This window comes from Klebsiella sp. Q11, from assembly GCF_964241505.1.
GTDB classification, from domain to species: Bacteria; Pseudomonadota; Gammaproteobacteria; order Enterobacterales; family Enterobacteriaceae; genus Klebsiella; species Klebsiella michiganensis.
Map to the genome: position 1 here is coordinate 120,953 of NZ_CAXSXW010000010.1, position 22,557 is coordinate 143,509.

The window sequence follows — 22,557 nt, forward strand, 5'->3', positions numbered from 1 at the left end:
TTCACTATGCTCCCGGGGATTCGCGCGCTTGCCGCCGCGATACACCCAAAATTATTTTGAACAACTAAAAGTGCAATAAGACAGGTTCTGCGTTTAGTTGCCGCGCTCTAAAAATGGCGCTTAAGAACCGGAGTTCTCATCTTTTCGTTGCTGTAAACGACGCAGTGAGCGTTCACGACGGCTCTGCTCACGGCTACGATCCAGCAAAATTTCCTCAATGAACGCCAGGTGACGATGCGACGCTTCACGCGCCTGCTCCGGTTCCCCGGCGATTATCGCCTCAAAAATGCGAGTACGATGATTGCTGACCTGCGGGAGCATCTCCCGACGGGCGTACAACAATTCAAAATTCTGGCGAACGTTCTGGGCCAGCATCGGCTCCATACAGCGTAGTAGATGGAGCAGCACCACATTGTGCGCCGCTTCGGTGACGGCGATTTGATACTGGACGACGGCATCGGATTCGGCGTCGAGATCGCCGGACTGCTGAGCCCGCTCAATGGCCTGATGCAGCTCGCGAATGCGTTCGCGGTCTTCATCATTGCTGCGCAGCGCCGCGTAATAAGCCGCGATGCCTTCAAGCGCGTGACGGGTTTCCAGCAGATCAAATTGGGATTCAGGGTGGTCGGACAGTAGCTCTACCAGCGGGTCGCTGAAGCTCTGCCACAGGCGGCTTTGTACAAACGTTCCGCCCCCCTGGCGACGAAGCAACAAGCCCTTAGCTTCGAGGCGTTGAATAGCCTCACGGAGCGAGGGACGGGAAACGTCGAACTGTTTTGCCAGTTCACGTTCTGGCGGGAGTTTTTCACCGGGGCGCAACGTCCCCTCAAGGATTAAAAACTCCAGCTGCTGCTCTATCACATCGGATAGTTTTGGTTGGCGGATCTTGCTGTAGGCCATATTCCCTGTCTCTGCCATTAGCCCGGAGTCAATTGGTCTTACCAATTCATAGTTCGTATCGCTAAAGTAACAAAGTATTCACCTTCTGTCCATACAGGTTTTGATTGAAATCATTAAACCCGGCACGTTTTAACAACCTTACAGAAATAACATTTCAAAAATGTAACCTTGCACAAATGTTGTGTTTACTCACAAAGAGGTAGCGTTAACGTAATAGAAACGAAAAATTACGCTATCTGAACCGATTCAACGCCTTATTAAGTGAATATAAATTCAATAAATTTGCATGGATGACAAATAATGGGTAGGCACTGGCGCATGGGGGTGGAATTTACAAATGGCGTCTTTTTGCTCGCTTCGTCATCATCCCTTCATAAAGCAGGTGCATTCAGCGGCGCTTATCACTATTCTCCATGATACGAAAGGCCTTTTCATGAATTCCCTCTCCGCCTTGCGTAAAGAAATAAGTACATCTACGGAATTTGATAATTACACAAACACAACAATATGTGCGCTACATCACTCGGGGCAAAACGGGCCGCAGGCTCAGTGAAATTTCGCTGACTATGCTATCAGGCAGGGATGGACAGCGAAGAAGTCACCTGATGGATGACGCGGACAAACATAATAACCATAACCACACACGAGGTTTCATGATGGAAGGTCAACAGCATGGCGATCGGCTAAAGCGCGGCCTTAAAAACCGCCATATTCAGCTTATTGCGCTGGGAGGCGCTATCGGTACCGGTTTGTTTCTGGGTAGCGCATCCGTCATCCAAAACGCGGGTCCCGGTATTATTCTGGGCTACGCAATTGCCGGTTTTATTGCTTTCCTGATTATGCGTCAGCTGGGCGAGATGGTCGTCGAAGAGCCGGTAGCCGGTTCATTTAGTCATTTTGCCTACAAATACTGGGGCGGCTTTGCAGGCTTCGCTTCCGGCTGGAACTACTGGGTGCTTTACGTGCTGGTCGCAATGGCCGAGCTGACCGCGGTCGGGAAATACGTCCAGTTCTGGTGGCCGGAAATCCCTACCTGGGTTTCTGCGGCCGTTTTCTTTATCGCTATCAACGCCATCAACCTGACGAACGTCAAGGTGTTTGGCGAGATGGAGTTCTGGTTCGCGATCATCAAAGTCGTCGCCGTCGTGGCGATGATTCTGTTCGGCGGCTGGCTGCTGTTCAGCGGCAACGGCGGCCCGCAGGCCACCGTACGCAACCTGTGGGAGCAAGGCGGATTCCTGCCGCACGGCTTCACCGGGCTGGTAATGATGATGGCGATTATTATGTTCTCTTTCGGCGGGCTGGAGCTGGTCGGTATCACCGCAGCCGAAGCGGATAACCCGGAGCAGAGCATTCCGAAGGCCACCAACCAGGTCATCTACCGCATCCTGATTTTCTATGTGGGCTCGCTGGCCGTTCTGCTTTCGCTGCTGCCGTGGAGCCGCGTAACCGCCGATACCAGCCCGTTCGTCCTGATTTTCCACGAGCTGGGCGATACCTTCGTCGCGAATGCGCTGAATATCGTGGTATTAACCGCGGCGCTCTCCGTTTACAACAGCTGCGTATACTGCAACAGCCGGATGCTGTTCGGTCTGGCCCAGCAGGGTAACGCGCCAAAAGCGCTGATGAGCGTCGATAAACGCGGCGTGCCGGTTAACACCATCCTCGTCTCCGCGGTGGTCACCGCGCTGTGCGTACTGATTAACTACTTCGCGCCGGAATCCGCGTTTGGTCTGCTGATGGCGCTGGTGGTTTCAGCCCTGGTGATCAACTGGGCGATGATTAGCCTGGCGCACATGAAGTTCCGTCGCGCTAAGCAGCAGCAGGGCGTGGTCACCCGCTTCCCGGCGCTGCTTTATCCGCTGGGCAACTGGATCTGCCTGCTGTTTATGGCGGGAGTGCTGGTGATCATGCTGATGACCCCTGGCATGGCGATTTCCGTCTACCTTATCCCGGTATGGATTGCCGTTCTCGGCGTCGGCTACCTGTTTAAACAGAAAACCGCCAGCGCCATTAAAGCATAATCCTGTATCTCCACAAGCTGTGTCCGCCCGCCGCTGGGCGGACACAGCGCATTGTTATCTGCTTCACACTTTCCCCCTGATAACCGATTTATCCATATCGTTAACCCTATCCTGCAACGCATTAGTCCATTACCCGGCTAATAATTCTCTCCATACCGCCACGGGGAGATCGCTGCGATGAATGGCAATAAGCTTTCAGTTAAAGAAAAAATAGGCTACGGGATGGGTGATGCCGGATGCAATATCATATTCGGCGCCATCATGTTGTTTGTTAACTATTTTTATACGGATATTTTTGGTCTCGCGCCGGCGCTGGTGGGCGTTTTGCTGCTTTCCGTACGCGTTATTGATGCCGTCACCGATCCGATTATGGGGGCGATGGCCGACCGTACCCGCAGTAAATACGGGCGCTTTCGCCCATGGCTGCTGTGGATTGCCTTCCCGTACGCGCTGTTCAGCGTGCTGATGTTTACCACCCCGGAGTGGTCGTACAATAGCAAGGTTATCTATGCTTTCGTCACCTACTTCCTGCTCTCGCTGACCTACACCGCGATCAACATCCCCTACTGCTCCTTGGGTAGCGTGATTACGAATGACCCGAAGGAACGCGTGGCCTGCCAGTCCTATCGCTTCGTGATGGTCGGTATCGCCACGCTCCTGCTCTCCCTGACGCTGCTGCCGATGGCGGCCTGGTTCGGCGGTGAGGATAAAGCCAAAGGCTATCAGATGGCGATGACCGTGCTGGCGATTATCGGTATGTGCATGTTCCTGTTCTGCTTTGCCACCGTTCGTGAGCGCGTAAAACCCGCCGTCCAGACCAACGACGAACTGAAAAAAGATCTGAAAGACGTCTGGAAAAATGACCAGTGGGTTCGCATCCTGCTGCTAACGCTGTGCAACGTTTGCCCAGGCTTTATTCGCATGGCCGCCACCATGTACTACGTCACCTGGGTGATGCAGCAAAGCACCCACTTCGCCACGCTATTTATCAGCCTCGGGGTAGTCGGAATGATGATCGGCAGTATGCTGGCTAAACTCCTGACCGACCGCTGGTGCAAACTGCAGGTGTTTTTCTGGACCAACATCGTGCTGGCGATTTTCTCCTGCGCCTTCTACTTCTTCGACCCGCACGCCACCATGATGATTATGGTGCTCTACTTCCTGCTGAACATTCTGCATCAGATCCCCTCGCCGCTGCACTGGTCGCTAATGGCCGACGTGGATGACTACGGCGAATGGAAGACCGGCAAACGCATCACCGGCATCAGCTTCTCCGGCAACCTGTTCTTCCTGAAGGTCGGTCTGGCCATCGCCGGCGCGATGGTTGGCTTCCTGCTCTCCTGGTACGGCTACGATGCCGGTGCGAAGCAGCAAAGCGCCTCCGCGATTAACGGTATCGTATTGTTATTCAGCGTTATCCCCGGCATCGGCTATCTGATTACCGCGGGGGTGGTGCGTATGCTGAAGGTAAACCGCGAATTTATGCGGCTAATTCAGTCCGACCTCGAGAAACGCCGGGTCAACTACAGCGAGCTCAACGACTATCAGGTACTGAAAACCGGCGAACAGGTAAGGAAAGCGTAATGAAAAACTGGCCGAATCCATTTATTGAACAACGCGCGGACCCGTATATTCTGCGCCATCAGGATAGCTACTACTTTATTGCCTCGGTGCCGGAGTATGACCGTCTGGAAATCCGCCGCTCAGCAACCCTTGAAGGTTTACGCGACGCGCAGCCGGTGGTCGTCTGGCGTAAACCGGACAGCGGCCCGATGAGCCAGCTCATATGGGCCCCGGAGCTGCATGAGATTGACGGCACATGGTATATCTACTTTGCCGCCAGCCACACCCACGATCTGGATGCGCTGGGCATGTTCCAGCACCGCATGTTCGCCCTCGAATGCGCGGAGAGCGACCCGTTAACCGGGAAATGGCAGGAAAAAGGCCAGATTAAAACGCCGCTTGATACCTTTGCGCTGGATGCCACCACCTTCCACCATCAGGGTAAACGGTGGTACCTGTGGGCGCAAAAAGATCCGGAAATTAAGGGTAATACCAACCTCTATCTGGCTGAACTGGCAAATCCGTGGACGCTAAAAGGTCAGCCGGTCATGCTGAGTCAACCCGAGTTTGACTGGGAGTGCCGGGGTTTTCTGGTGAACGAAGGCCCGGCGGTCCTGTTCCACGGCGACAAGCTGTTCGTCAGCTACTCCGCCAGCGCCACCGACGAAAACTACTGCATGGGATTATTGTGGATAGACGTTAACGCCGACCCGCTGCGGCCGGAAAACTGGCATAAAGCGCCGCAGCCGGTGTTTCGTACCAGCTATGAGAATCGTCAGTATGGGCCCGGACACAATAGCTTTACGCAGACGCCGGAGGGAGAAGATGTGCTGGTGTACCACGCGCGCAACTACACCGAAATCGAAGGCGACCCGCTGTACGATCCGAATCGCCATACCCGCCTGAAGCTTGTCCGCTGGGACGAAAACGGGATGCCTGATTTTGGCATCCCGGCAGCAGATACGGATTAAAAGCGAAACCTGCCCGCCAGCGGGCAGGTGCTTAAATCAGCGTACCGTAAATCGTCAGCAGCGCCATAATCACCACCACCACCAGCGATGTTTTTTTCGCCATGGAGACCGCCGCCTTCGGCGTCGCCACTTTATCCACGTGCGGCTCGCGCGCCAGCGAATACTGCGCCAGGCGCGTCAGCACCTGATACTGCGAAGAGTGGCGGTCGCCCAGCGAGGCAAACCACGCAGGCAAAGCCTTTTCCCCGTGCCCAACCAGCGCGTACACCACGCCGACCAGACGTACCGGAACCCAGTCGATAACGTGCAGAATGCCGTCAATACCCGACTGTAAGCGATGACGCGGCGTCTGATAACGCGCCAGCCAGGTCTGCCAGGCCCGCAGCGTACAGTAGGCAATCAGGGTTAACGGTCCCCACGGCCCGCCGACAACGAACCAGAACAGCGGAGCGAGATAGTAGCGGTAGTTAATCCACAGCAGCGCGTTTTGCAGCTCGCTCAGATATTCACGCTGGTCGCAGCCGGGCGGCACGCCGTGGATTAGGGTGAGCTCGCTGGCCATGGCGTCGCAGGCGCGGCTATCATCGCGCGCCGCCGCCTTCAGGTAGGCGTGATAGTGCAGACGGACTTTGCCCGCGCCGATGCACAGCAGGCCCAGCAGGATCCAGAACACCAGCAGAGGAATGTTAAACAGCTGCCCCTGCAGCAGACGCTGAATAATAAACACGACCGCCGCCGCCGCGACCGTCATCAGTAGGGTGGTGAGCAGGGAATAATGCTTTACCCGGCGAAACAGCACTTCCAGCCGGTGATCGAGCTGCCAGTGCTCGCCCAGCTTAAACAAACGCTCGGCAATGAGGACTAACAGCGTAGTGAACAACGTCATGGCATCTCCTTATTCTGACGACGGGGTTAACAGACCGCGAAATTTGACCCAGTCAAAAGCCGGGCCGGGATCCGTTTTACGCACTGGCGCAATATCGCTATGGCCGGTGATATTGTCAGCTATCGCCGGATAGCGCGAGATAAGCTGACGGGTAACGGCAACCAGCTGCTGATACTGCGCGTCGGTATAAGCCAGCTCGTCGGTCCCTTCCAGCTCAATGCCTATCGAAAAATCATTACAGCGCTCGCGCCCGTGATAGCTGGAAACCCCCGCGTGCCAGGCGCGCTGGTCGAAAGGCACATACTGCACGATTTCACCGTCGCGGCGAATCAGACAGTGCGCCGAAACGCGAAGATGCGCGATTTCAGCAAAGAAAGGATGGGCATGGGGATCGAGCGTACCGGTGAACAGGGCATCAATCCATGGGCCGCCAAATTCGCCGGGCGGCAGGCTTATATTATGCACCACCAGCAAAGAGGGGGTTTCATTATCCGGGCGGCTATCGTGGTGCGGCGAAGGAACCCGACGCGCCTCTTCCAGCCATCCCCCGTTCAACTGCATGTTGAGTCTCCTTTTACTAGCTTATGCATTCGCGGCACCGTGACCAAACAATCCCCGGCATCATACCCACGCTTGCTCGGTTGGCTAACGCCAAAACTTCACGCTGGCGCCGCCGACGAAAGGACGCGGATGTGGTACAGAAACGTCGTTCAGGTTAGCATGTTTCCCACTTCTGAATCTTATCTATCTGGAGCTTTATCATGACGCCTCGTCGCTACAATCCCGACCGCCGCCGTGACGCGCTGCTGGAGCGTATTAATCTTGATATTACCGATGCCGTCTCTCAATCCCTGCGGGAAGATTTAGGCGGTGAAGTGGATGCGAACAACGATATTAGCGCGCAATTATTGCCGCAGGATGCGCGCTCGCATGCCGTCGTCATCACCCGTGAAGACGGCGTGTTTTGCGGTAAACGTTGGGTAGAAGAAGTCTTTATTCAGCTTGCGGGCGACGACGTTAACTTCACCTGGCACGTTGCCGATGGCGACGCGGTAAAAGCCAATCAGCCGCTATTCGAGCTGGAAGGCCCTTCGCGGATCCTGCTCACCGGAGAACGTACCGCACTCAATTTCGTGCAGACGCTCTCCGGGGTGGCCAGCGAAGTCCGCCGCTATGTCGACCTGCTGGCAGGCACCAAAACTCAACTGCTCGATACGCGCAAAACGCTGCCGGGCCTGCGCACGGCGCTGAAATATGCGGTCCTGTGCGGCGGCGGGGCCAATCATCGCCTGGGTCTCTCCGATGCCTTTCTGATTAAAGAGAACCATATTATCGCTTCCGGCTCGGTACGGCAGGCGGTTGAAAAAGCGTTCTGGCTGCACCCGGATGTGCCGGTTGAGGTGGAAGTCGAAACCCTTGAAGAGCTGGATGAAGCGCTGAAAGCCGGCGCTGACATCATTATGCTCGACAACTTCACTACCGACCTGATGCGCGAAGCGGTCAAACACACCAACGGCCAGGCGGCGCTGGAAGTCTCCGGCAACGTCACATTCGAGACTATTCGTGAATTTGCTGAAACCGGCGTCGATTACATCTCCGTTGGCGCGTTGACCAAGCACGTCCGCGCTCTCGATCTCTCTATGCGCTTCCGCTAATCCCCCTGCCCCGGTTCGTCGTTGATGCCGGGGCGCACTTTTGCGAGCCGGCTCGCACGCCAATAATCCCTCAATGCAACCCGCAAAAAAAGCCTGGAAGCGTGCTTCTCCAGGCGCGATCTGCCGCTCGTATCGCTAAACAAACCCCGGCAAAGTGCTCCCGAAGATAACAAGGAGCAACTTATGGACAAACAACGCGGCTTTACCCTCATCGAACTTATGGTGGTCATTGGGATCATCGCCATTCTCAGCGCAATCGGCATTCCGGCTTATCAGAACTATCTGCGAAAAGCGGCGCTTACCGATATGCTGCAAACCTTCGTCCCGTTCCGCACCGCCATTGAGCTGTGCGCGCTGGAGCACGGCGGATTAACCACCTGCGATGGCGGCAGCAACGGTATTCCCTCGCCCGCCACAACCCGCTACGTTTCGGCTATGACCGTCGCCACAGGCGTTGTCACGCTCACCGGGCAGGAAAGCCTTAATGGCTTAAGCGTCACGCTGACGCCGACCTGGGATAACGCTAACGGCATCACCGGCTGGCAGCGAGTGTGCAACATTACCGGCGATAGCGCACTCAAGCAGGCCTGTGAAGACGTGTTCCGTTTTAACTGAGGGCGCGGCAATGAAAACTGAACAATTGATACCTCTTTGCCAGCGCTATCAGGCCTTACTGCTCGATAGTAATGAACACACCATCGCTATCGCCGTGGTTGACGCCCCCGCCCCGGAGCTGCTGGAAGCGTTACGTTTCGCGACGCAGAAAAGGATTGATATCGAGTGCTGGAGCCAGGACCAGATGGATAAGCGGCTGCAGATGCCGGGAATATCAACCCTCACCCCGCCTGTTGAAGCCTCGGCCAGCATCGTTGAACAGGTAAATAGCCTTCTGGAACAGGCCCTGCGCCAGCGCGCATCGGATATTCATATTGAACCCGGTGACGATCGCCTGAGAATTCGCCTGCGGGTAGATGGCGTACTCCATTCTCTTGCGCCGCTTGCGCCGGAACTGGCCGCCCCCATCACCGCCCGACTTAAAGTGCTCAGCAATCTGGATATCGCTGAACACCGGGTACCGCAGGACGGTCAGTTTACCCTCACGCTCGCAGACCGCCCGATCTCGTTTCGGATCGCCACGCTTCCCTGCCGCGGCGGGGAAAAAATCGTCCTTCGCTTATTACACCAGGTCGAACAAGCGCTGGACCTCGAAGCGCTGGGGCTATCGTCTCAGCAGCTTGCCGCCTTTCGCTCGGCGCTTAACCAACCTCAGGGGCTGATGCTGGTCACCGGCCCGACGGGAAGTGGGAAAACCGTCACTTTGTACAGCGCGCTGCAGGCGCGGAATCGCGACGAGGTCAATATATGCAGCGTTGAAGATCCGCTGGAGATCCCCATCGTGGGGATGAATCAGACGCAGATTAATCCGCGGGCGGGCTTAACCTTTCACAGCGTACTGCGCGCCCTGCTACGCCAGGATCCCGATATCGTGATGGTCGGAGAGATACGCGATGCAGAAACCGCTGAAATTGCGATAAAAGCAGCGCAAACCGGGCACCTGGTTCTCTCAACGCTGCACACCAATTCAACCAGTGAAACGCTGGTTCGCCTGCAGCAGATGGGCGTTGCGCGCTGGATGATCTCATCCGCGCTTTCTCTGGTGGTTGCTCAACGCCTGGTACGCAAACTGTGCCCGCACTGCCGCCGGGAAACCGGCAGTTCGGCCGATGTTCCACACAGCCTGTGGCCGCGGGCGCTTCCTCGCTGGCAGGCTCCGGGCTGTCAGCACTGCTATCACGGCTACTACGGTCGCCTGGCGCTATTTGAGCTGCTCCCCGTCACCACCGCGTTACGGCAGGCGATTACTCAGGGTCTTAGCGCCGGAGAGATCGAGTCCCTGGCGCGCGAATCCGGCATGATGACGCTGTTTGAGAGCGGCTGTCTGGCCGTCGAACGTGGGATGACAAGTCTGGAAGAGGTCGTTCGCGTGTTGGGGATACCGCATGGCGACTAAACGACTGTGGCGCTGGCGCGGTCTCTCTCTCCAGGGCATTCCCTGCCAGGGAACGCTCTGGCAGGATAATCGCCCTGAGGCATTGCAGGCTCTGCAGCGGCAGCGAATTATCCCGCTGACGCTGCGCCGCTGTAGCGTGCAAAGCGCCCTCTGGCATCCGCGCTACAGTGGCGAAATCATCCGCCAGCTGGCCGCGCTTCTTCAGGCCGGTCTCCCCCTGGCCGAGGGGCTGGAACTGCTGGCGCAGCAGCAGCCCAATGCGCAATGGCAGGCGTTGCTGCAAACCCTGGCGGAGGATCTGGCGCAGGGCATTTCGCTTTCAGGCTCCCTGGAAAAATGGCCTGAGGCGTTCCCTCCGCTCTATCTGGCCATGATTCGCACCGGTGAACTTACCGGTAAACTGGAACTTTGCTGCGCTCAGTTGGCCAGGCAGCAGCGAGAGCAGCTGCTCCTCACCGAAAAAGTGAAAAAAGCGCTGCGCTACCCGTTGATTATCTTATCCCTGGCGCTGCTGGTGGTTATGGGAATGCTGTGCTTTGTCTTACCGGAGTTCGCCGCTATATATCAAACCTTCAACACCCCGCTGCCGTGGCTGACCCGCGCGGTAATAAGCATTGGCGAAGGGTTAACTCGCTGTTGGCCACTGCTCGCTGCTCTGGGTATTTTACCTGCAATACTCAACCGGCTTATTTGCCAGCGGCCAGGCTGGCTGCTGTACCGTCAGAAGCTGCTCCATACGCTGCCGGTGTTTGGCAAACTGCTATGCGGCCAGCGGCTTAGCCAGATTTTTACCGTACTCGCATTGACGCAAAGCGCCGGAATCAGCTTTCTGCAAGGCCTGCAAAGCGTGGAGGAAACCCTGAGCTGCCCGCTATGGCGGCAGAGGCTCCAGCAGGTTTGCCGGCAAATTACCCACGGCGATCCCATCTGGCAGGCGCTCGCCAACGGCGGAGGCTTTACGCCGCTTTGCCTACAACTGATCCGTACCGGTGAAGCCTCGGGTTCACTGGATACCATGCTGGACAATCTGGCTCGTCACCATAGTGAGCAGACGCATCAGCAGGCAGATAATCTGGCGACCTTGCTGGAACCGATGATGTTGGTAGTGACCGGAACGATTGTCGGCGTGCTGGTGGTGGCGATGTATTTACCCATTTTTCATCTGGGCGACGCCATTAGCGGAATGGGGGGATAACGCTGGCGCAAACGCGCCAGCGAACGGCATTACAGGCTGTTGAACACGCGGTTCTCTTGTTCCTGTACGCGAATAAAAGTCGTGCGTTTAGTCAGTTCTTTCAGCCGCGAAGCACCTACGTAGGTGCATGCGGAACGCAGACCGCCAAGAATATCGCGCGCGGTGTTTTCAACCGGGCCGCGCAGAGGCAGCTTAACAGTTTTGCCTTCAGCCGCACGGTACTGGGCTACGCCGCCAACGTGACGGGTCATCGCCGACTCCGAGCTCATGCCGTAGAACAGCATGAATTTTTCGCCGTTTTCTTCAACCACTGTACCGCCGCTCTCTTCGTGACCGGCCAGCATACCGCCAAGCATCACGAAATCCGCGCCGCCGCCGAAGGCTTTAGCCACATCGCCCGGCATAGTACATCCGCCGTCACTGATAATCTGCCCGCCCAGGCCGTGCGCCGCATCGGCACACTCAATCACTGCGGAAAGCTGCGGATAGCCGACGCCGGTTTTCACGCGGGTTGTACATACGGAGCCCGGACCGATACCCACCTTAACGATATCAGCCCCCGAAAGAATCAGCTCTTCGCACATTTCGCCGGTCACAACGTTGCCCGCAATAATGGTTTTCTGCGGCCAGGCTTCGCGGGCTTTCGCGACAAACTGCACGAAGTGCTCTGAATAGCCATTCGCCACGTCAATGCACACAAAGCTAAGCTGCGGATTTTGGATCAGAATCTGTTTTGTTTTTTCAAAATCCGCATCGGAGGTGCCGGTAGAGACCATGACGTGCTGCACGACATCTGCCGATACGCTCTGAACAAACGCCTGCCACTGTTCAACGCTGTAATGCTTATGTACGGCGGTCAAAACGCCAAATGAAGCCAGGGCTTTAGCCATGGCAAACGTGCCAACGGTGTCCATGTTAGCAGCAATGATCGGCACACCAGACCAGGTCTGGCCAGAATGTTTGAAAGTGAATTCACGTTCCAGCTGTACGTCAGAACGGCTTTTGAGGGTAGAACGTTTCGGGCGGATAAGAACGTCTTTAAAACCAAGCTTCAAATCTTCTTCAATACGCATGTGCGAATTCCTGGGGTTAATTGCATTATTGTGAGAGCACAACTCCAGTGACGTTATCATACGCACGAATCATGGCCGCGCAAGACTGCGATTTTCACTTTTTTTACGCTACAATCGTATAAATTTACCTGGTGAACAGCCAAAAGCGAATTTGCGATATCCCATCGCAGGCGTATCATTTTTAACCATTTGATTTACATGCGCAAAAAAAACCAGGGTACGTGGTGACAGCCATTTATTGGTTGATATCACGTCGATAAAACCACTGTCGCAGTGGCGTCGTCGCGTCGTAAATCACGGCTCTGTTATTGAAAAATGTGCATGTAGTCAGTTTCAGGATTGAGGTGTATGACATACACGGTAGCGTTAACAGGCGGTATCGGTAGCGGTAAAAGTACCGTAGCCGACGCATTCTCACACCTCGGGGTTAACGTTATTGATGCTGACATTATCGCGCGCCAGGTGGTCGAGCCCGGTACCCCGGGGCTAAACGCGATTGCTCAACGCTTCGGTCCGCAGATCCTGAATAAAGATGGCACCCTTAACCGTCGCGCTCTGCGTGAACATATTTTCGCTCATGCAGAGGATAAGAACTGGCTAAACGCGCTGCTGCACCCGCAAATTCAGCAGGAAACGCGTCGCCAGATGCAGCTTGCCACCTCGTCTTATATTCTCTGGGTTGTACCTTTACTGGTCGAAAACCGTTTGTCCGCCAAAGCCGATCGGGTTCTTGTTGTCGATGTGCCGAAAGAGACGCAAATAGCGCGCACGATGCTTCGCGATCGGGTCAGTCGGCAACATGCGGAACATATTCTTGCCGCTCAGGCAACGCGCGAACAGCGCCTTGCCATTGCGGATGATGTTATTGAAAATATGGGTTCACCTAATGCCATCGCATCAGCTGTCGCCCGCCTGCATGCAAAGTATCAACAGCTGGCAGCGCAGGCCGCCTCACAGGAAAAACCGTAATGTCTACCCCTGTTCTATTTGAACATCCGCTTAATGAAAAAATGCGCACCTGGCTGCGTATTGAGTTTTTGCTCCAGCAGCTGACCGTACATCCCGCCATTACCAGCCATGCGGATGCGCTGCATTTTTTCCGCAATATCGGCGATCTTTTAGATGTTTTTGAACGCGGTGAAGTACGTACCGATCTGATGAAAGAGCTGGATCGCCAGCAGAGGAAGCTGCAATCCTGGGCGGAAGTCCCTGGGGTCGATCAGGATCGTATCAACGAACTGCGTCAGCAGCTGAAGCAATCAGGCAGTACGTTAATGTCGGCGCCGCGTATCGGCCAGTACCTGCGAGAGGATCGCCTGATCGCCCTGGTACGCCAACGCCTGAGTATCCCGGGCGGCTGCTGTAGCTTCGATCTTCCGACGCTGCACATCTGGCTGCATATGCCGCAGGAATATCGCGATGAGCAGGTCGGTAAGTGGCTGGCCAGCCTGGAACCGCTGACGCAATCGCTGATGCTCATTCTCGATCTCATCCGTAACTCGGCCCCCTTCCGTAAGCAGACCAGCCTGAACGGTTTTTATCAGGACAACGGCGAAGATGCCGATCTGCTGCGTCTGCGGTTGGATCTTGCCAGCCAGCTCTACCCCCAAATATCAGGCCACAAGAGCCGCTTTGCCATCCGCTTTATGCCGCTGGACAGCGAGCACGGCATCGTGCCGGAGCGTTTTGATTTTGAACTGGCCTGCTGTTAAGGAGTCAATATGTCAGAAGAGATAACCGTCAACTGCCCAACCTGCGGCAAAATTGTAGTCTGGAATGAGCAGAGCCCGCATCGCCCGTTCTGCTCCAAACGCTGTCAGCTTATCGATTTAGGCGAATGGGCAGCGGAAGAGAAACGTATCCCAAGCAGCAGCGATCTGTCAGATAGCGACGGCTGGAGCGAAGAAAAAGAGTAACGGATTTCGGGCGGGCATGCGCAGGCCCGCCCTGATTTGCCGGATGCAGGCGCACCCTACCCGATCTGAGAACCTTGAATTAACTTCGTAATGACGGGTTCGTTTGCCGGCGGAAAATCCTCAGCAAAGAGCGCGCTCTGCGCAATCCAGCGGCCCGGCTGCCCTTCTTTCCCCCACGGCTCGCCTTCCCAGCTGTTCACCAGCCAGAACCACAGCGTGATATGGCGATCGGGAAACTGGTACTCCAGCTTATCAAACAGGCTGTAAGCTTTGGCTGTAATGCCGACCTCTTCCTGCAGCTCGCGTACTAAGGCCTGTTCGGACGACTCGCCCTCTTCAATTTTACCGCCCGGGAATTCAAGCTTGTTCGCCATATGCGCATCGGCGGCCCGCTGAGTGATAAAAATCTCCCCTTGCGAATTACGGATAATACCCACTGAAATTTGCAGCGTTTTCATTGTCTTCATTCCATAAAAAAGGCGCAGATATCTGCGCCCTGGTATTCAATATTGTAAAAGCTTAGCTCAGGCGACCGTGGCACTGCTTGTATTTTTTGCCAGAACCGCACGGGCAAGGATCGTTACGACCCACTTTACGCTCGCCGGTTTGTTCAGCCAGCGCGGCCGCGGCTGCGCTATCATCGTCCTGATGGCTCAGCTGCTGCATCTGCGCCAGACGCTCAGCTTCTTCACGACGCTGCTGCTCCATCGCCTCAACCTCTTCCGGCATCCGCACCTGAACTTTGCTCAGGGTACTGATCACTTCATATTTCAGGGATTCCAGCATTGAAGCGAACATGGAGAAAGATTCACGCTTATATTCCTGCTTCGGATCTTTCTGCGCATAGCCGCGCAGGTGGATCCCCTGACGCAGGTAGTCCATCGCCGCCAGGTGCTCTTTCCACAGGGAGTCCAGCGTTTGCAGCATGACGCCTTTTTCAAAGTGACGCATCATCTCAGCGCCAACCACTTCTTCCTTACGCTGATAGGTTTCAATGGCGCTCTGCAGAATGCGCTCACGCAGCGTTTCTTCATGAAGCTCCGGCTCTTTATCCAGCCACTCTTTGAGCGGCAGCTCGAGGTCGAAGTCATTTTTCAGACGCTCCTGCAGGCCTTCAATATCCCACATCTCTTCCAGAGACTGCGGAGGAATATGGGCATCGATGGTCGCTTTAAATACGTCTTCACGAATGCTGTTAATCGTCTCGCTCACGTCGGTCACGTCGAGCAGCTCATTACGCTGGGTGTAAATAGCGCGACGCTGATCGTTAGCCACATCGTCATATTCCAGCAGCTGCTTACGAATATCGAAGTTGCGGCTCTCGACTTTACGCTGCGCGTTGGCAATCGCTTTGGTCACCCACGGATGCTCGATAGCCTCACCCGGCTTCATACCCAGTTTACGCATCATGCCGGACACGCGGTCAGACGCGAAGATACGCATCAGGGCATCTTCCATCGACAGATAGAAACGGGAAGAACCGGCGTCCCCCTGACGGCCTGAACGACCGCGGAGCTGGTTATCAATACGGCGGGATTCATGGCGTTCGGTGCCGATGATATGCAAACCGCCCGCAGCCAGTACCGCATCGTGACGAACCTGCCAGTCGGCTTTGATCTGCGCAATCTGTTCTGGAGTCGGGTCTTCCAGCTGGGCGACCTCGGCCTGCCAGCTACCGCCAAGCATAATGTCGGTACCACGGCCGGCCATGTTGGTCGCAATGGTTACCGCAGACGGATAGCCCGCCTGCGCAACGATCTCCGCTTCGCTGGCGTGGAATTTCGCGTTCAGCACGTTGTGCTTGATGCCCGCCTTCGTTAATTCATTAGAGACCACTTCTGATTTTTCGATAGAAATGGTACCTACCAGCACCGGCTGACCCGCGGCGGTACGCTGCTTAATATCTTCGATAATGGCCTGAATTTTTTCCGCTTCGGTCATATAGACCAGGTCCGCCATGTCTTTACGAATCATCGGACGGTTGGTCGGAACCACAACGGTATCCAGCTTATAGATTGAGCTAAATTCAAACGCTTCGGTATCGGCGGTACCGGTCATCCCTGCCAGCTTCTCGTACAGGCGGAAATAGTTCTGGAAGGTAATTGAAGCCAGCGTCTGGTTCTCGTTCTGAATATCAACGCCTTCTTTCGCTTCAACGGCCTGGTGCAGGCCATCGGACCAGCGGCGCCCCTGCATCGTACGGCCGGTGTGTTCGTCGACGATGATCACTTCGCCATCTTTCACGATGTAATCAACATCGCGGGTGAACAGCACATGCGCGCGCAGCGCGGCGGTCACGTGGTGCATCAGCATGATATTGGTCGGTGAGTACAGCGACTCGCCTTCTTCCATAATACCTTCATTCACCAGCAGCTCTTCAATCAACACCAGGCCGCGTTCGGTCAGGTTTACCTGACGCGCTTTCTCATCGACGGAGAAGTGCCCTTCGCCGGTAAAGGTTTCGGAGTCTTCTTTATCCTGACGCACCAGGTGCGGAATGATCTTGTTCACCTTCTTATACATTTCCGAGCTGTCTTCAGCCGGGCCGGAAATAATAAGCGGGGTACGCGCTTCATCGATCAGAATGGAGTCGACTTCATCCACCAGCGCATAGTGCAGTTTGCGCTGTACGCGCTCTTCAGGACTGAAGGCCATATTGTCGCGCAGATAGTCAAAGCCGTATTCGTTGTTGGTACCGTAAGTAATATCGGCTGCGTAGGCTTCACGCTTGGCCGGCGCAGGCAGGCCGGACATGTTAATGCCAACGGTCATCCCCAGGAATTCAAACAGCGGGCGGTTGTTCTCGGCATCACGCTGCGCCAGATAGTCGTTGACGGTCACCACGTGAACGCCTTTACCGGTCAGCGCATTCAGATAGGCAGGCAGAGTTGCGGTCAGCGTTTTACCTTCACCGGTACGCATTTCTGCAATACAGCGGTCGTTGAGAACCATGCCGCCCAGCAGCTGAACGTCAAAGTGACGCATGCCGAAGACGCGTTTACTGGCTTCACGCACGACGGCAAAGGCTTCCGGGATCAGGCTCTCCAGGGCTTCGCCTTTTTCCAGGCGAGCGCGGAACTCAGCGGTTTTCCCTTTCAGTTCGTCGTCGGACAGTTTTTCCATGGACGGTTCCATGGCGTTGATCACGTTGACGGCTTTGCGCATACGACGCAGCGTACGGTCGTTACGACTACCGAATACTTTAGTTAATAATTTGATTAGCATAATAAAATCTCAAACGCCCCGCGGTGCGGAGTCACAAAAAAATAGAATGGTCCGTTTTTGGTTTAGCTGAGACGTTGAGGCCCTGCGCGTATGCCGGCCACCTGGCTAATCCAGGTACAGACGCGAAACGCACAGTGGGAAATAGAGGGGTTATATGCCGCCAGATGAACAATGGCCGGAGGTTTACTCTCCTGCGTCAACAGCGCGCTAAGCGTGTCGAGAAGGGCCAGATGCTGCGCCTGAAGCGGTGAAGACTCTTCCGCTACCGGCAGCGCCTGCGGGGCCATCGCAAAAGAGAGGTGGCGAATGACCGTACGAATGGCGTGCTGATGCCAGTAATCAACCGTGAAATTGGGCCGACGACTGGAAGATTCCAGCAGCGCTAGCTGAGAAAAATTAACTTTAGCAGGATTATGGTTGCTGGACGTCGTTTTAGCGGACGACGCGGTCTCATGCTCATGACCATTGCTAAGCGCAGGCAGGCCGAGGCTAGCCGCGACCATCCCCAACAGGAGATGCGGCCAGAAATACCGTCTGCCAAACTGTCGCCAGCGCGTCAGCAATCCACTCACTTACGTTACCTTTTGTTGGTAGCAACCCTAAGAAATATTTTGCGTCCAAATACTAACATTAATACGCCGTCACGGCAGCAGGAATGAGGTCTCAGGCGGGGGAAAAACGTTTAAAAAAGGAACGAACGCGCAAAAAATGCAGTTAAAAATCAAAGCAGGACGCAGCGGGAATATAAAAAAGAAAACGACTGGCTCCCTGGCCGGAGAGAGTACCAGGTTACCAGTCGAATTTACTGCCGGGTCTGACTTATGCCAGAACCAGCGTCGGGGCGCGGAACGCCAGCGGCATTTCTGCGTCGTCCTCGAAGGTCACATACTCCCAGGCTTCCTGTTTTGCCAGAACAGCCTGCAGCAGTTTGTTATTCAACGCGTGACCGGATTTGTACGCCGTAAATGCGCCGATAATGTTGTGACCACACATAAAGAGGTCGCCAATGGCATCCAGCATTTTGTGACGGACAAACTCATCTTCAAAGCGCAAACCGTCTTCGTTCAGTACGCGATAATCGTCAACAACGATGGCACAATCGAAGCTGCCGCCCAGGCACAGGCCGCGGGACTGCAGATATTCGATATCACGCATAAAACCGAAGGTACGCGCGCGGCTAATCTGGCGCATAAACGCATCAGCCGAGAAGTTCATTGCGTAGCGCTGGCTGCTGGAGTCAATCGCCGGATGGTTAAAATCAATGGTGAAGTCCAGTGAAAAACCATTATACGGTTTGAATTCGGCCCATTTATCGCCATCTTCAACGCGAACTGTCTCTTTGATACGCACAAATTTCTTAGCGCAGTTCAGTTCATCGATGCCGGCATCCAGCAACAGATAAACGAACGGAGCCGCACTACCGTCCATAATTGGGACTTCCGGCGCATCGACTTCAATAATAATGTTGTCGATACCCAAGCCAGCCAGCGCGGCATTGAGGTGCTCAACCGTCGATATCCGCACGTCATGCTCATTGACCAGGCAAGTACAGAGCATGGTATCACGCACAGATTTGGCATCAGCCGGAAAATCAACCGGTGGATTCAAGTCGGTGCGACGATAGATGACCCCGGTATTTGCCGGCGCAGGGCGTAACGTCAGGGTGACTTTCTTGCCGGTATGCAAACCGACGCCAGTCGCCTGAACGATACGTTTAAGAGTCCTTTGTTTGATCATCGTATAATCTCGCCAAGTTACCTATCCAACCGAAGTGTACTATACATTCGGCAGGCCAGTTTAGCACAAAGAGCGCAGATGCCCAACTTCCAGCCAATTCTTAATCGGCTTGCTTACGCAGGAAGGCTGGAATATCCAGATAATCTGGCTCTTTCGCGGCCTGCGGCGTATTGTCGTTGACCACTTTTGCGGCCGGTTTCTGCTCTTGCGTCAGTGGAGACATACCGTGCTGCTGGTAACGATCCATCACCGGCTGCTGCACCTGTTTGTTGGTGACCAGGGTGATTTCCGGACGTTTGTCCATACCGATACCGGTAGCAACGACGGTGACGCGCAGCTCGTCGTTCATATCCGGGTCCAGAGAGGTACCGATAACCACGGTGGCGTTATCCGAAGCAAATGCGCGGATAGTGTTACCTACGGTCTCGAACTCATCCAGACGCAGGTCGAAGCCCGCAGTGATGTTGACCAGAACGCCACGCGCGCCGGACAGATCGATATCTTCCAGCAGCGGAGAAGAGATCGCCATTTCAGCCGCTTCTTCCGCACGGTCTTCACCGCTCGCCACGCCGGAGCCCATCATGGCGTAGCCCATTTCAGACATCACGGTACGCACGTCCGCAAAGTCGACGTTCATCAGGCCTGGGCGGGTGATCAGCTCAGCGATACCCTGCACCGCGCCTTTCAGCACGTCGTTGGCCGCACCGAAAGCGTCGAGCAGAGAAATGCCGCGGCCGAGAACCTTCAGCAGCTTGTCGTTCGGGATGGTGATCAGCGAATCCACATGCTTGGACAGCTCGGTGATGCCCTGCTCAGCGAACGCCATGCGCTTCTTGCCTTCAAAATTGAACGGCTTAGTCACCACGGCAACGGTCAGGATACCTAAATCTTTTGCAACTTCAGCCACCACTGGCGCAGCACCGGTTCCGGTACCGCCGCCCATGCCGGCTGCGATAAATACCATGTCGGCGCCGTCAAGGGCGGCACGCAGCGCTTCACGGTCTTCATCCGCCGCGTTACGGCCGACTTCCGGGTTTGCGCCTGCGCCCAGACCTTTGGTAATACCGCTACCGATCTGGATAGTCTGGCCAACAGCCGTTTTGCGCAGAGCCTGCGCGTCGGTGTTCACCGCGAAAAATTCAACACCCTCAATGCGCTCGCGCACCATGTGCTCAACGGCGTTACCGCCGCCGCCGCCGACGCCGATGACTTTAATCACCGCGTCGTTGGTCAGTTCCATAGGTTCAAACATAATTTCTCTCTCCGTTGTGCCTGTCGCCTGAGAACGCTAATTTTCTGCGTTCTCTTAAAAAATTAAAACTCTTTTCGCAACCAACTGTTGAGTCGTTTGATCCACGACCCGACCGTTACGCGTTTTTCCACCTCTGCTTCACCACTGAGATGAGATTCCTTCCCGTAGTGCAGCAGCCCAACCGCCGTCGAGTAATACGGCTCCTGGGCATAATCCGTTAATCCGGTAATATTCAGCGGCGCGCCAATTCTCACCTGCGTATGGAATACGCGCTGCGCACAGGCGGCAAGTCCTTCAATTTGCGCCGCACCGCCGGTTAATACAATGCCAGCCGCCAGGTGGTGCTTCACACCTTGTTGACGGAGCTGTTCCTGCAGCTGCAGGATCTCTTCATTCACCAGGTTGAGCAATTCGGTATAACGTGGCTCAATCACCTCGGCCAGCGTCTGACGCTGCAGACTACGAGGCGGACGCCCGCCCACGCTGGGGACTTCCACGTTCTCGTCTTTACCAACGATGGAACCCAGCGCACAGCCGTGACGCACTTTAATGGCTTCTGCGTCGCTCGGCGGCGTACCGAAAGCGTAGGCAATATCGCTGGTCACCACGTTGCCCGCGTACGGGATCACTTTGGTATGACGCAGCGCGCCGCCGGTATAGACCGCAATATCCATTGTACCACCGCCGATATCCACCACGCAGACACCCAGTTCACGTTCGTCTTCCGTTAATACGGAATAGCTGGCGGCTAAACCGGCGAAAATAAGCTGGTCGACTTTCAGACCGCAACGTTCCACCGCTTTGACAATATTTTTTGCCATATCGTTATGGCAGGTAATCAAATGCACTTTCGCCTGCATGCGTACGCCAGACAGTCCTACGGGGTTTTTAATCCCCTCCTGGTAGTCGATGGCGTACTCCTGCGGGATAACGTGCAGAACGCGATGCTCGTCGCGCACGCGAACCGATTTCGCGGTATGTACCACGTTCTCTACGTCGTCCTGCGTCACTTCTTCTTCAGAAATCGGCACCATACCGATTTCATTTTGACAGCTGATATGTTTGCCTGAAAGCGCCAGATAGACTGACGAGATCTGGCAATCCGCCATCAGTTCGGCCTGGTCAATGGCGCGCTGTACGCATTTCACCACGGATTCCAGGTCGTTCACTCCGCCTTTATCCATACCACGCGATGGGCAACTGCCCACGCCAATGATATTAATCATACCGTCGGGCAGAACTTCCCCTACTAAAGCGGCAACCTTAGCGGTGCCAATCTCCAGTCCAACTACCAGTTTTCTGTCCGTCGCCTTGATCATTGTTGTTCTGCCTGTGCCTGATTCTGTTGTTGTTGAGTTTCCTCTACAGGAGCCGGTACCCAACCGACTGCCGCTCCCGAGTCATAACGCAAATCAACGTAGCTTATCCGTTTGCCGTCGGTCTGCGCCTGCTGCTGAAGAACCGGGTAGAGTTCCATAAAGCGCTGAAGCCGTTTCATGGTGTCACCCCGGCCAAGGTTGAGCTTAATGTCGTTATTAAGCGTCAACTGCCAGGAGCGACGCGCGGTCATTGCCGCTACTTTCAACGTGAATTTATCCTTTGCCAGCACCTGCCCCATGTCGCGGTATCCCTGAAGGACTTCGTTCTCACTGCCTTCCGGGCCGTACAACATCGGTAAATTCTGTTTACTGGTGCGATCTGACGGCACGCTGAAAGAATTTCCGTCCACGTCTACCATATGCTGATCATTCCAGCGCGCTATCGGCACATATTCAACCAGATGAATCTTCAATTCGTCCGGCCACTGCTTTCTGACGCTCGCCTGCTTAATCCACGGCAGACGTTCAATCTGGCTTTGAATAATGTTGACGTCCTGCGTCATAAAGGTGCCCGGCGACCCCAATGCCAGAATCGCCTGACGGATATCATCGTTGCGCGTGTAGTGACGCTCACCGGTGACCACCATCTTTGACAGCGGTAACCGCTGTGCATCTTCCATCCAGCCCAGAACCATCCATCCGCTGACCAGCACGGTACAGAGCACCGCCAGCAGGAAGAAGATACCCGCCAGACGAGAGCCATTACTTCGACGCGAAGAGGTTTCGTCTTCCTCTTCGTGGTTCCGCGTATTCAGCGCAGCCTGCGACAT

At 55.3% G+C, this 22,557-nt stretch carries 21 protein-coding genes; 10 read left to right on the forward strand and 11 right to left on the reverse strand.

The genetic code is table 11. The features are described from left to right. Nucleotides 1–120: 120 nt before the first annotated feature. Complete coding sequence (gene pdhR, locus ACESQ2_RS17775; protein WP_004098632.1) at nucleotides 121–900, reverse strand: pyruvate dehydrogenase complex transcriptional repressor PdhR; 780 nt, start codon at nucleotides 898–900, stop codon at nucleotides 121–123. Between the two features lie 653 nt (nucleotides 901–1,553). On the opposite strand from pdhR, the gene aroP reads away from it, so the two are divergent. The 3 genes from aroP (at nucleotide 1,554) to ACESQ2_RS17790 (ending at nucleotide 5,458) form a co-directional block, all read left to right on the forward strand. Continuing rightward, nucleotides 1,554–2,924, forward strand: coding sequence for an aromatic amino acid transporter AroP (aroP, locus tag ACESQ2_RS17780; protein ID WP_086544283.1), 1,371 nt, complete (start codon nucleotides 1,554–1,556; stop codon nucleotides 2,922–2,924). Nucleotides 2,925–3,101: 177 nt separating this feature from the next. Continuing rightward, entirely contained in the window at nucleotides 3,102–4,508 is a 1,407-nt protein-coding gene (locus tag ACESQ2_RS17785) for a glycoside-pentoside-hexuronide (GPH):cation symporter (RefSeq protein ID WP_373171028.1), read from the forward strand. Next, complete coding sequence (locus ACESQ2_RS17790) at nucleotides 4,508–5,458, forward strand: family 43 glycosylhydrolase (RefSeq protein WP_373171029.1); 951 nt, start codon at nucleotides 4,508–4,510, stop codon at nucleotides 5,456–5,458. The genes ACESQ2_RS17785 and ACESQ2_RS17790 overlap by 1 nt, the downstream gene beginning before the upstream one ends. A 31-nt stretch (nucleotides 5,459–5,489) precedes the next feature. Here ACESQ2_RS17790 and ampE read toward each other — a convergent pair whose 3' ends face one another. Both ampE and ampD read right to left on the reverse strand, forming a co-directional pair. Further along, a complete protein-coding gene (gene ampE, locus ACESQ2_RS17795; protein ID WP_046877797.1) occupies nucleotides 5,490–6,344 on the reverse strand; it encodes a beta-lactamase regulator AmpE in 855 nt (284 codons plus the stop codon). Between the two features lie 9 nt (nucleotides 6,345–6,353). After that, nucleotides 6,354–6,905 carry a 1,6-anhydro-N-acetylmuramyl-L-alanine amidase AmpD gene (gene ampD, locus ACESQ2_RS17800; protein ID WP_032747986.1) on the reverse strand — a complete coding sequence of 184 codons (552 nt, stop codon included), beginning with the start codon at nucleotides 6,903–6,905 and terminating at the stop codon, nucleotides 6,354–6,356. 200 nt (nucleotides 6,906–7,105) lie between these two features. Between ampD and nadC the strand changes: the two genes are divergently transcribed. The 4 genes from nadC to hofC all read left to right on the forward strand — a co-directional run bounded on the left by nadC (nucleotide 7,106) and on the right by hofC (nucleotide 11,205). Beyond that, a complete protein-coding gene (gene nadC / locus ACESQ2_RS17805) occupies nucleotides 7,106–7,999 on the forward strand; it encodes a carboxylating nicotinate-nucleotide diphosphorylase (RefSeq protein ID WP_025106498.1) in 894 nt (297 codons plus the stop codon). Nucleotides 8,000–8,182: 183 nt separating this feature from the next. Further along, complete coding sequence (ppdD, locus tag ACESQ2_RS17810; protein ID WP_014227930.1) at nucleotides 8,183–8,614, forward strand: prepilin peptidase-dependent pilin; 432 nt, start codon at nucleotides 8,183–8,185, stop codon at nucleotides 8,612–8,614. 10 nt (nucleotides 8,615–8,624) lie between these two features. Continuing rightward, nucleotides 8,625–10,010: a type II secretion system protein GspE gene (gene gspE / locus ACESQ2_RS17815; protein ID WP_373171030.1), complete on the forward strand. Its 1,386-nt coding sequence runs from the start codon at nucleotides 8,625–8,627 to the stop codon at nucleotides 10,008–10,010. After that, complete coding sequence (hofC, locus tag ACESQ2_RS17820) at nucleotides 10,000–11,205, forward strand: protein transport protein HofC (RefSeq protein ID WP_122117010.1); 1,206 nt, start codon at nucleotides 10,000–10,002, stop codon at nucleotides 11,203–11,205. The genes gspE and hofC overlap by 11 nt, the downstream gene beginning before the upstream one ends. Before the next feature lie 29 nt (nucleotides 11,206–11,234). Here the strand turns inward: hofC and ACESQ2_RS17825 are convergent, their stop codons facing one another. Further along, nucleotides 11,235–12,278 carry a GMP reductase gene (locus ACESQ2_RS17825; RefSeq protein WP_009654638.1) on the reverse strand — a complete coding sequence of 348 codons (1,044 nt, stop codon included), beginning with the start codon at nucleotides 12,276–12,278 and terminating at the stop codon, nucleotides 11,235–11,237. Nucleotides 12,279–12,626: 348 nt separating this feature from the next. Here ACESQ2_RS17825 and coaE point away from each other — a divergent pair, with 348 nt between their 5' ends. Genes coaE through yacG form a run of 3 tightly spaced genes read left to right on the forward strand, consistent with a single transcriptional unit; the run spans nucleotide 12,627 to nucleotide 14,194 of the window. Then, a complete protein-coding gene (gene coaE, locus ACESQ2_RS17830; RefSeq protein ID WP_373171032.1) occupies nucleotides 12,627–13,247 on the forward strand; it encodes a dephospho-CoA kinase in 621 nt (206 codons plus the stop codon). Beyond that, complete coding sequence (zapD, locus tag ACESQ2_RS17835; protein ID WP_014227927.1) at nucleotides 13,247–13,990, forward strand: cell division protein ZapD; 744 nt, start codon at nucleotides 13,247–13,249, stop codon at nucleotides 13,988–13,990. Before coaE ends, zapD begins: the two co-directional genes overlap by 1 nt. A gap of 9 nt (nucleotides 13,991–13,999) precedes the next feature. Further along, nucleotides 14,000–14,194: a DNA gyrase inhibitor YacG gene (gene yacG / locus ACESQ2_RS17840; RefSeq protein ID WP_004098607.1), complete on the forward strand. Its 195-nt coding sequence runs from the start codon at nucleotides 14,000–14,002 to the stop codon at nucleotides 14,192–14,194. 56 nt (nucleotides 14,195–14,250) lie between these two features. On the opposite strand, the gene mutT is transcribed toward yacG, so the two are convergent. From mutT to ftsQ, 7 genes are all read right to left on the reverse strand, one after another. Beyond that, the gene (mutT, locus tag ACESQ2_RS17845; protein WP_368762617.1) at nucleotides 14,251–14,652 is read right to left on the reverse strand and encodes an 8-oxo-dGTP diphosphatase MutT; all 402 of its coding nucleotides are present in this window, start codon (nucleotides 14,650–14,652) and stop codon (nucleotides 14,251–14,253) included. A 61-nt stretch (nucleotides 14,653–14,713) separates the two neighbouring features. Continuing rightward, nucleotides 14,714–17,419, reverse strand: coding sequence for a preprotein translocase subunit SecA (gene secA / locus ACESQ2_RS17850; protein WP_373171034.1), 2,706 nt, complete (start codon nucleotides 17,417–17,419; stop codon nucleotides 14,714–14,716). 62 nt (nucleotides 17,420–17,481) lie between these two features. Next, nucleotides 17,482–17,991, reverse strand: coding sequence for a secA translation cis-regulator SecM (gene secM / locus ACESQ2_RS17855; RefSeq protein WP_373171035.1), 510 nt, complete (start codon nucleotides 17,989–17,991; stop codon nucleotides 17,482–17,484). A 247-nt stretch (nucleotides 17,992–18,238) separates the two neighbouring features. Beyond that, nucleotides 18,239–19,156, reverse strand: coding sequence for a UDP-3-O-acyl-N-acetylglucosamine deacetylase (gene lpxC / locus ACESQ2_RS17860; protein WP_004098599.1), 918 nt, complete (start codon nucleotides 19,154–19,156; stop codon nucleotides 18,239–18,241). Between the two features lie 100 nt (nucleotides 19,157–19,256). After that, the gene (gene ftsZ / locus ACESQ2_RS17865) at nucleotides 19,257–20,408 is read right to left on the reverse strand and encodes a cell division protein FtsZ (protein ID WP_004098597.1); all 1,152 of its coding nucleotides are present in this window, start codon (nucleotides 20,406–20,408) and stop codon (nucleotides 19,257–19,259) included. Nucleotides 20,409–20,470: 62 nt separating this feature from the next. Further along, nucleotides 20,471–21,727, reverse strand: coding sequence for a cell division protein FtsA (gene ftsA / locus ACESQ2_RS17870; protein ID WP_004098594.1), 1,257 nt, complete (start codon nucleotides 21,725–21,727; stop codon nucleotides 20,471–20,473). Further along, nucleotides 21,724–22,557: a cell division protein FtsQ gene (ftsQ, locus tag ACESQ2_RS17875; protein ID WP_014227923.1), complete on the reverse strand. Its 834-nt coding sequence runs from the start codon at nucleotides 22,555–22,557 to the stop codon at nucleotides 21,724–21,726. Before ftsQ ends, ftsA begins: the two co-directional genes overlap by 4 nt.